Raw genomic sequence first — 9655 nt, forward strand, 5'->3', positions numbered from 1 at the left:
CCGAAGATCGACGACAGGACCGGATTCGGCAGACAGGCGCGCTTTCCTACGCATCCCATCCTCGCGAACGGCGGGATGTGTTGGGAAATGTTGGGTCTTGACGGACGGTCATACCACTGTAAAGGTTCTTTTCAGAGAGCGCTCTCACGTCTCGTCGCCCCCCAGAAGGACTGCCGTGAGACTCACCGTGCTGACCGGCGCGGCGGTGTTCGCCGTCGCGCTCGCCCTCCCCTCCGTGTCCGCGCATGCCGCCCCCTCCCCCGTCCCCCCGCCTGATCCCGGCGCCGCCTCCAGCGGCACCCCGGCGACGATGCGGCAGGCGCTGCAGCGCGACCTGCACCTGACCCCCGAGCAGGCGCGGGTCCGCCAGACCCACGAAGCCGCGGCGGCGGCCGTCGAACGGCGGGTCCGCGCCGAGCTCGGCGACCGCTTCGCCGGCGCCTGGTACGACCCGGCGCGACAGCGCCTGGCCGCCGGTGTCCTGGACGCGGGCGACGCCGAGCGCGTACGCGAGGCGGGCGCCGTGCCCGTCTCCGTGAAACGCAGCGACAGGCAGCTGAACACCGTCAAGGCCGCGCTCGACCGGGCCGCCGGCGCCGCAGGCACCGGCGTCTACGGCTGGTACGTCGACCCGGCCGCCAACGCGGTCGTCGTGTCGGCGGCCGACGAGGCCGCGGCGGCGGGATTCGTGCGGGCCGCGTCCGCCGACGCCGCGGCGACGCGGATCTCCGTCGCCCAGGCTCCCCGCCTCGTCTACGACATCCGGGGCGGCGACCAGTACGTCATCAACGGCAACGTGCTGTGCTCCGTCGGGTTCTCGGTGAACAACGGCGGCTTCGTCACCGCCGGGCACTGCGGGCGCGCCGGCAACCCGACGCTGGGATACAACAACGTCGCCCAGGGCACCTTCGCCGCCTCGTCGTTCCCCGACAACGACTACGCCTGGGTGCGCACCAACGGCGACTGGACGCCGCGCCCCTGGGTCGACGACTACGGCGGCGGCACCGTCTCGGTGGCCGGCTCGCAGGAGGCGCCCGTCGGGGCGTCGATCTGCCGCTCCGGGCGCACCACCGGCTGGCGCTGCGGGGTCGTCCAGGCCAGGAACGTGACCGTCGACTACTCCGGCTCGCTGGTCTACGGGCTCACCCAGACCAGCGCCTGCGCCGAGGGGGGCGACTCGGGCGGCGCCTACATGTCCGGCGACCAGGCCCAGGGCGTCACCTCCGGCGCCGCGGGAAACTGCTCCACCGGCGGCACCACCTTCTTCCAGCCGGTCAACGAGATCCTCGGCGCGTACGGCCTGAGCCTGACCACCACGGGCGGCGACACGAGCGCGCTGATCAGCAGCCTCAACGACAAGTGCATCGACGTTCCGGGCGCCGACTTCAGAGACGGCGCGCCGTTGCAGATGTACACCTGCAACGGCACCAGCGCCCAAAGGTGGACCTTCACCGGCGGCACGCTGCGCACGCAGAACAACCTGTGCATGGACGTGGCCTGGGGGTCCAGGGACAACGGCGCCGTGATCCAGATCGCGACCTGCAGCGGCAACCCCGCTCAGCAGTTCGTGCTCAGCGCGGCGGGCGACCTGGTCAACCCGCAGTCCGGCAAGTGCGTCGACATCGACGGCTGGAACCCGAACGACGGCGCACGGCTGATCCAGTGGGAGTGCCACGGCGGCGCCAACCAGAAGTGGCGGCGGGGCTGATGCCGATGATCCGGCTTCGCCGGGCTCTCGCCGCCGCGACCGCCCTCCTGCTCACGGCGGCCTGCCTGGTCCTCACCGCGCCCGCCGCGTCCGCCGCGTCCGCCGCCGTCTGGCAGCCGAAGACGCCGCCCCTGTCCACGCCCTGGACCGCCCAGGTGTCCCCCGCCAACGCCCTGCCCGACTATCCGCGTCCCCAGCTCGTCCGGTCCGAATGGCTCAACCTCAACGGCGTGTGGGAGTTCGCCGGCGCGCCCACCCTCGACTCGCCTCCCATCGGCCGGACGCTCGCGGAGGGCGTGCTCGTGCCGTACCCGATCGAGTCCGCCCTGTCGGGGATCAAGCGCCACGAGGACACCATGTTCTATCGGCGCGCCTTCACCGTCCCGTCCGGCTGGACCGGGCGCCGGGTGATGCTCAACTTCGGGGCGGTCACCTGGGAGGCGCGGGTGTGGGTGAACGGCGTCCAGGTCGGCCGGCACACCGGCGGCTACGACGCCTTCTCCTTCGACATCACCTCCGCCCTGCGGTCCGGGGACAACGAGCTGATCGTCGGGGTGTCCTCGCCGATCGACGGCAGCACGTTCCCCATCGGCAAGCAGCGCCGCGACCCGGGCGGCATCTGGTACACCGCGTCGTCGGGCATCTGGCAGACGGTGTGGCTCGAACCGGTGAACGCCGCCCACGTCACCCGGCTCGACACCACGCCCGACGTGCCCGCCGGGGTCCTGGACCTCGTCGTGCGGGGCACCGGCGACCAGTCCAGGGCCGAGGTGCTGAGCGGCGGCACGGTCGTCGGCTCTGCCACCGGCGCGGTCGGGTCGCACATCCGCGTGCCCGTGCCCGACGCCCGCCTGTGGTCGCCCGACGACCCGTTCCTGTACGACCTGCGCGTCACGCTCACGGGCGCCGGCGGCGGCGACGTCGTGACCGGTTACTTCGGCATGCGGTCGATCGGGAAGGCGGTGGCCGGCGGGGTGCTGCGCCCCGTGCTCAACGGGAAGTTCGTGTTCCAGCTCGGCACCCTCGACCAGGGCTACTGGCCGGACGGGATCTACACCGCGCCGACGGACGAAGCGCTGCGCTTCGACCTGGAGCGGCAGAAGGCCCTGGGCTTCACCATGGTCCGCAAGCACATCAAGGTCGAACCCGCCCGCTGGTACTACTGGGCCGACAAGCTGGGCCTGATGGTGTGGCAGGACATGCCCTCGCTCGACGCCGTGGACGACACGCCGGAGCGCAGCCACGCCAACTACGAGTCCGAGCTGCGCCGGATCGTCGAGCAGCTCAAGGGCATCACGTCGATCGTGATGTGGGTCCCGTTCAACGAGGGCTGGGGCGAGTACGACAACCAGCGCATCGTCGACCTGGTCCGGTCCATCGACTCGACCCGGCTGATCGATCACGACTCCGGATCCAACTGCTGCGTCTCCGACCCCGAGCCGACCAACGGCGACGTGATCGACGACCACTGGTATCAGGTCCCCGGCGAGACCGACACCCGGCTTCCCTCGGCCACCCGCATCGCGGTGCTCGGCGAGTTCGGCGGCCTCGGCAGGCGCGTCCAGGGCCACGAGTACCAGCCCGGCGCCGGGTTCGCCTACGGCGACCTGTACCCCGACGAAGGGTCGCTGACGAACCGCTACGTCGAGGTCACCAGGCAGGTGGAACGGCTCGTGCACACCCGAGGGCTGTCCGCCTCGGTCTACACGGAGCCCTACGACGTGGAGAACGAGGTCAACGGGTTCTTCACCTACGACCGCCAGGTGCTGAAAATGACCGAGTCGCGCGTGCGGGAGGCCAACCGGCACCTGCTGGCGGTCGCGGCGGGCACCGACGTCCCCCGGGGCGAGCCGGTGTCGCTGCGGGTGACCACGCCCGGCTACACCGGCCGCTCCCTGCGCCACCGGGACGGGCTCGCGCGCACCGACGTGATCGACGACGGAAGCGCCGACCTGGCCAAGCAGGACGCGACGTTCTGGACGCGTCCGGGCCTGGCCGACTCCTCGTGCGTGTCGTTCGAGTCGCGCGACTTCCCGGGCGAGTATCTGCGCCACTCGGACTACCGGCTGCGCAAGGACCGGCAGGACGGCACTGCCCTGTTCGCGGCCGACGCCACGTTCTGCCCGCGCGAGGGGCAGGGCGGGACCAGGCTGGAGTCCTACAACCTGCGCGGCCACTACATCCGCCACTACAACGAGCTCGTCTACGTCGCCAAGCAGGGCGGCGCCAACCCGTGGGACGCCGCCGCGAGCTTCGCCGCCGACACCACGTGGGCGGTGACCGTCCCGCTGTGGCGCAGCGGCGCCGACCTGCCGCTCGACCAGGCCCGCTCGTTCCGGGTCACCACTCCGGGGTTCACCGACCGCTACCTGAGGCACCAGAACAGCCTGGCCCGCACCGACGTGGTCACCGCGGGAAGCGACGCCCTGCTGAAGTCCGACGCCACCTTCGTCGTACGGCGCGGCCTGGCCCAGCCGACCTGCTACTCGCTGGAGTCACGCAACTATCCGGGCCGCTACCTGCGGCATTCCAACTTCCGGGTCCGCCTGGACGCGCCGGACGGCAGCGAACTGTTCCGCCGCGACGCCACCTTCTGCGCGCAGCCCGGCGGCACACCGGGAAGCGTACGCCTGGCGTCGCTCAACGAACTGGGCACGAACGTCCGTCATTACGCCGAGGAGGTCTGGGTCGCCTCCGGCGGCGGCGCGCATCCCTACGACAACCCCGCCTCGTACGCCGAGGACGTGAGCTGGGCCGTCACCGCCGCCTGGGCGCCCTGACCGGAAGGGCAGCCGTGGTGCGAGGGCTCTTCGCACCACGGCTCCCCGAGGAGCTACGCCGCGCGGCCCTCCAGGCCGGCGATCGTGATCGTGCCGGACGTGCCGCGCAGGCCGAAGCCGTAGCGGAAGCCCTCGCGGGCCTGTGGGGTGGCGAGCGTGCCGCCGATGTCCGCCGTACGCAGCGGACGCCACTGGCCGCCGGTGTAGGCGAAGGAGGTGACGGTGTCGCCGGACAGCACCAGCGCGAACCGGTCGCCCGGCTTCAGGGTCAGCGGGGCGTCGCCCGGTGTGTCGAGGAACCGGCCGCCGACCCGCACGTTGATGCCCGACTGCTTGCGGGTGTTGTTGTACCAGGCGGTCACATAGGTGCCCGCGTCCTTCACCCAGCCGACGAACACGCTGTCCTCCGGGCTGCCGGTGCCGGCGAACTCCCCTGCCGTCACCACGCTGATCGCGTCGGCCGACGAGAGCCCCGCCGGTCCGGCGGCCAGGCCGAAGAACGGCTGTGCGCCGCTGCCCGCGAACCGGCCGCCGCCGGCCGTGACCGCCGGCAGGGCCTCGCCGCCCTCGGGTCTGTAGAGGGTGTAGCCCGCCGAGGTGTCGGCGCCGAAGTCGTCCTCGACCTCCGTCGTCCCGTAGGCGTCCGGGTCGAACCCCATGGTCACCTGGGCGTAGGGGCTCACGGCCCGCGCCGACCCGTCGTACTCGGCGATCGCACGCACCGGGTGGGCGCCGGGGCGCGGCGCGGTTCCGGCGGGCGGCGCGACCCGCCAGCGTACGGTGAACTCGCCGCCCGGCCGCACCACCGGGGTCCGCGGGCTGCCGACCGGCTCGGCCGACCAGCCCGGCGGCACGGTCAGCGACGCGGTGACCCGGGTGGCGGGCGTGCGTCCACGATTGGCGAAGGTGGTGGTCACCTCGGCGGGCACGCCCGCACGCGCCTGCCCGGCGACCGCCGCGTCCATCGTGGTGTCGCCCGCGGCGGGCGACCACGCCTGCAGTTCGGTGACGCCGACGTACGCACCGGGCGGGTTGCCGAACACCAGCCGGATCCTGGTCGTGGTCAGGGCCGGGAACGTGACGCGGTTCAGCGCCGCGCCCACGGGCCGTTCGGGCGTGCGCGTCTGGTCCGGCACCTCGCGCCACGCCGCGCCGTCCCAGAACTCCAGCCGGTACGACGCCGGGGCCTTCACCCCGCCGCCGTCGTCGTAGGCGTAGAACCGCACGTCGCTCACCCGGGTCGGCACGCCGAAGTCCACGCCGAGATGGTCCTCGGCGTTCGGGGAGCGGTAGTTGGTCCACCGGTTGTGCGGGATGTCGTCGTAGAAGATCCGCCCGTCCACGGCGTCCCACACGTTGTCGATGCCGTTGGTGTACGACGCGAACGGCTTGGGGTAGCCGGTGCCGTACGGGTTGGCGGCGTCGTCGCTCGGCCGGGACGACCGGCCGGGTGCCGCGGCGGCAGGCACACGGGCGGTCAGCTCGCCGACCGTGGCCCGGCGGGCGGCCTGCCTGCCGTCCACGTAGACGCGCATGCCCGCGCCCTGGCCGTATCTGCTGCCGTCGCGGTCCCACAGGACCGTCACGTTGTGCCCGTGGTAGGGCACGTTCTCCAGCGCGAAGTAGTCCCACCCGGCCGGGACGAGCGGGTTCAGCACGACCTCGCCGTCCGGCTGCGGGCGCAGCCCGATCAGCCCGCTGATCACCAGGTCGTTGAAGGTCGAGTGGTTGTAGTGCTCGCTGTGCCCGCGGGAGTCGTAGATCCAGCGCGGCTCGTCCGGGTGGTGCGCCTCGGCGACGTACGGGTGCCCGTCCTTGTACTGGGTGAGCGCGTAGCCGCGCAGCACCCTGTAGTAGTCGGCGGCGGTGACCACGTCCTGGTCGTAGTCGTCGAGCAGGTTGGCCATCGCGGTGAGCGTCGTCGAGGTGGAGTAGGGCCAGCTCGGCCCGTCCCAGCGGCAGCAGCCGCTCAGCGCGTCGCGCATGAACAGCGGGCTGCGGCGCTCCGCGGTGGTCGGCCCGTAGGGCGCGGCGAACCCCTGCGGGTCGAGCAGCTGCGCCCACGCCTTCTCCGTGCCGGGCTCGGCCATGTCGAACGCCCACGGCACGAACCCGATCTGCTCCCGCGTCGACACCAGCCGCTGCCGGGGGTCCAGGTCGGCGCGGGCCTTGTGGTAGAAGAAGGACCGCTCCGGGTCCCACAGGTAGCGGTGCAGCGCGTCCCGCAGCGACGCCGCCCGCTTGTCGAACTTCCTGGCCAGGGTCTTGTCGCCGCCCATGTCCGCGATGGCGGCGATCGCCTTCGCGTCGCCGTACTGGTAGGCGTTCAGCGTCGGCCGGTAGCCCGCTCCGCCGTGGTAGGGATCGGCCGGGTCGGTCTCGTAGGAGGAGGCGGTGTACTCCATCGCGTCCCACACCGGCACCGACCAGTAGAGGCCCAGCGTCTTGTCGTACTGACCGCCCCACTTGTCGTACTGCCGGACCAGGTCGGGCAGCAGCCCCTCGACGAAGGACGCGTCGCCGGTGACCAGATAGCGCTGGTAGGCGGCGTCGGCCGCCCACCAGGAGTACTGGTGCGCCCAGTCGTCGGTGTCCTTGTTGACGTAGTCCTCCTTCGGCTTGGGGCCGGCGCCCGGTCCCTGCAGCCAGTACGTGAGGTAGTCGTCGATCGGGCGGGTGTCGCGCAGCCAGCGCCCCTCGTACACGTGGTGACCCGCGGCGGCGACGATGCCGCCGAGCGGGGCGGAGTAGCCGGGCGGGTTGTGGAACTCGGTGATGACGTCGCCGGTCGCGGAGTCGGTGTAGCGGATGTGCCGCTTGTAGGTGCTCCAGCGGTAGTAGTAGACGTCCTGGATCTCCCGGTCGGGGACCTCCAGGAACGGAATGTTGGCCTTGTACCACTCCGGCTCGGCGTAGCCCGACACGAGCGCGTCGTGGTCCAGGAAGGCCGTGCCCCTGCCGACCTCCGGGTACGCCGCGGGCGGCGCCTGGGCGTGGGCGGCCTCGACTTGGGCGGGGATCAGGGCGGTCGGCGCGGCCAGCGCCGCGAGCGTCGCGAGCACCGCGACGGCGTGTCTCATGGTCACCTCGGGCGTTCTCACCGTTCTCACCGTTCTCAGCGTTCTCGGGGGGTGACGGCGACCGGGCGGTGCCCGGCTCTCTCACATGCGATCGGGTGCGACCGAATGTGTTCGATGTTGCACAGTCTTGAGCAGTTTTGACAGAAACACAAGACAGATCTGCTTGCTTTCGACCGAACTTCAGCACCATGTTCCGGTTCCTGCCGCCTCCCGCGGGTACCACCCCCTGACACACATGCCTGCGCTTGCGAGGTGGGCCATGAGGTGTTCCACGTCGCGTTTCAGGTGCGCGCGCTCCCGTTCACGCCGGTGGACCGGCGCGTGCGCCGCCGTGCTCGCCGTCCTCGGCGTCCAGGCGCCCTCGGCCGCGCCCCTGATGCGGCCGGACGCCGACGTCGTCCAGAAGTTGCTGGACGACCTGGTGCGCAGGGACGGATTCCCGGCCGCCCTCGCCGCCGTACGGAGCAGGGACGGGCGCGTCCGCGACTACACCGCGGGAGTGGGCGACCTGCGGACCAGGGCCAGGACGCCGGTCGACGGGGAGGTCCGGATCGGCAGCAACACCAAGACCTTCGTCTCCGTGGTCGTCCTGCAGCTGGCGGGCGAGGGGAAGGTCCGCCTGGACGAGCCGGTCGAGACCTATCTGCCCGGTCTCATCCGCGGGAACGGGAACGACGGTCGCCGCGTCACCGTGCGGCAACTGCTGCAGCACACCAGCGGCCTCCCCGAGTACACGATGTTCCTGGACCTGGCCGTCGCGCCGTACCGGTACGACTATTACGAACCCCGGCGGCTGCTGGACATGGCACTGCAACAGAAGCCGGCCTTCGCGCCCGGCACCCGGTGGAAGTACACCAACACCAACTACATCGTCGCCGGGCTGCTCATCGAGCGGGTCACCGGCCGACCGGTCGCCGAGGAGATCACCAACCGGGTGATCAGGCGGCTCGGCCTGCGCCACACCTACTTTCCCGCGGTCGGCGAGCGAGGCATCAGGGGACCCCACCCGGACGGTTATCAGCAGGACCCGGGCAAACCGCTCGTCGACATGACCGACCTGGATCCCTCGTGGGCATGGGCCGCCGGGCAGATGGTCTCCACCCCGGCCGAGATCAACCGTTTCTTCGGCGCCGTCGTGGGCGGCAAGCTGCTCAAGCCCGAGCAGTTGAGGGAGATGCGCCGCACCGTCGCCGTTTCCCCACGCGTGCCCGCGGGCTACGGACTCGGGCTGTTCCGCCGGCCGCTGAGATGCGGCGGCCAGAGCTGGGGGCACGGAGGCGACATCCCCGGCTACTCGACCTGGAACTCGGTCACCGACGACGGCCGCGCCGCCGCGATCGCCGTCACCCGGACCCCCTTCCCCTCCGAAGCCGCGGAGAAGCACCTCGACGCGGCCATCCAGACGGCCCTCTGCGGCAGTTGAGTGAACGGACCGACGCATGCAGCGGGGCACCCCCGCGTGTGGCGGGGGTGCCCCTGCACGCTCCTCCTGGTCAGGAGCGCGTCATCGCGGTTCCACCGGTCAGGAGGCGCCGCATGTCAGCGTCGGCGTCTCCGCGCTGCCATTGGCGACGAAACCGAAGGTGGTGGTGCCGTTGGCGGACAGCGTGCCGTTCCACGACTCGTTGCGCACGGAGACCGAGGCGCCGGAGCCGGACTTGAGGCCGCCCCACAGCTGGGTGATGGACGGGGAGCCGGACCAGCTCCAGTTCACCGTCCAGCCGTTGACCGCCGAGCTGCCGGCGCTGACCGTGACCTCCGACTGGAAGCCGCCGGGCCAGGAGTTCACCGTACGCATCGTCGCGCTGCACCCGCCCGGCTCGGGCGAGGTACCGGGCGACGGGCTGACCGGAGGAGTCGGGCTCGGGCTGTCGGGCGGAGTGGGGCTGGGGCTCACCGGCGGGGTCGGGCTCGGGCTGACCGGTGGGGTGGGGCTGGGCGAGGTGTCCGGTACGGCGGCGTTGAGGGCGTTGAGGACGGCGGTGTAGGCGGGCTTCTTGTTGCCGTTGCCGTCGAACAGCAGCGGGGTCTGGCTGGAGCGCCAGGAGTCGCTGTCGCGCACGCCCCACGTGGTGATGCCGACGCAG

Annotated in this window: 5 protein-coding genes; 3 read left to right on the forward strand and 2 right to left on the reverse strand. The window is 71.7% G+C overall.

The window, feature by feature from the left end; genetic code table 11:
- The first annotated feature begins 175 nt into the window (after positions 1-175).
- Complete coding sequence (locus FH610_RS41660) at positions 176-1708, forward strand: ricin-type beta-trefoil lectin domain protein (protein WP_205826437.1); 1533 nt, start codon at positions 176-178, stop codon at positions 1706-1708.
- Between the two features lie 5 nt (positions 1709-1713).
- Positions 1714-4488: an AbfB domain-containing protein gene (locus FH610_RS41665; protein WP_139580762.1), complete on the forward strand. Its 2775-nt coding sequence runs from the start codon at positions 1714-1716 to the stop codon at positions 4486-4488.
- A gap of 53 nt (positions 4489-4541) precedes the next feature.
- Here FH610_RS41665 and FH610_RS41670 read toward each other — a convergent pair whose 3' ends face one another.
- Positions 4542-7568, reverse strand: coding sequence for an MGH1-like glycoside hydrolase domain-containing protein (locus tag FH610_RS41670; RefSeq protein ID WP_139580763.1), 3027 nt, complete (start codon positions 7566-7568; stop codon positions 4542-4544).
- A gap of 259 nt (positions 7569-7827) precedes the next feature.
- On the opposite strand from FH610_RS41670, the gene FH610_RS41675 reads away from it, so the two are divergent.
- The gene (locus FH610_RS41675) at positions 7828-8991 is read left to right on the forward strand and encodes a serine hydrolase domain-containing protein (RefSeq protein WP_139580764.1); all 1164 of its coding nucleotides are present in this window, start codon (positions 7828-7830) and stop codon (positions 8989-8991) included.
- A gap of 99 nt (positions 8992-9090) precedes the next feature.
- On the opposite strand, the gene FH610_RS41680 is transcribed toward FH610_RS41675, so the two are convergent.
- A partial coding sequence (locus FH610_RS41680; RefSeq protein ID WP_205826439.1) for a cellulose binding domain-containing protein occupies positions 9091-9655 on the reverse strand: 565 nt, incomplete at its 5' end.

The sequence above is a fragment of the Microbispora catharanthi genome (assembly GCF_006334915.2).
Lineage (GTDB): Bacteria > Actinomycetota > Actinomycetes > Streptosporangiales > Streptosporangiaceae > Microbispora > Microbispora catharanthi.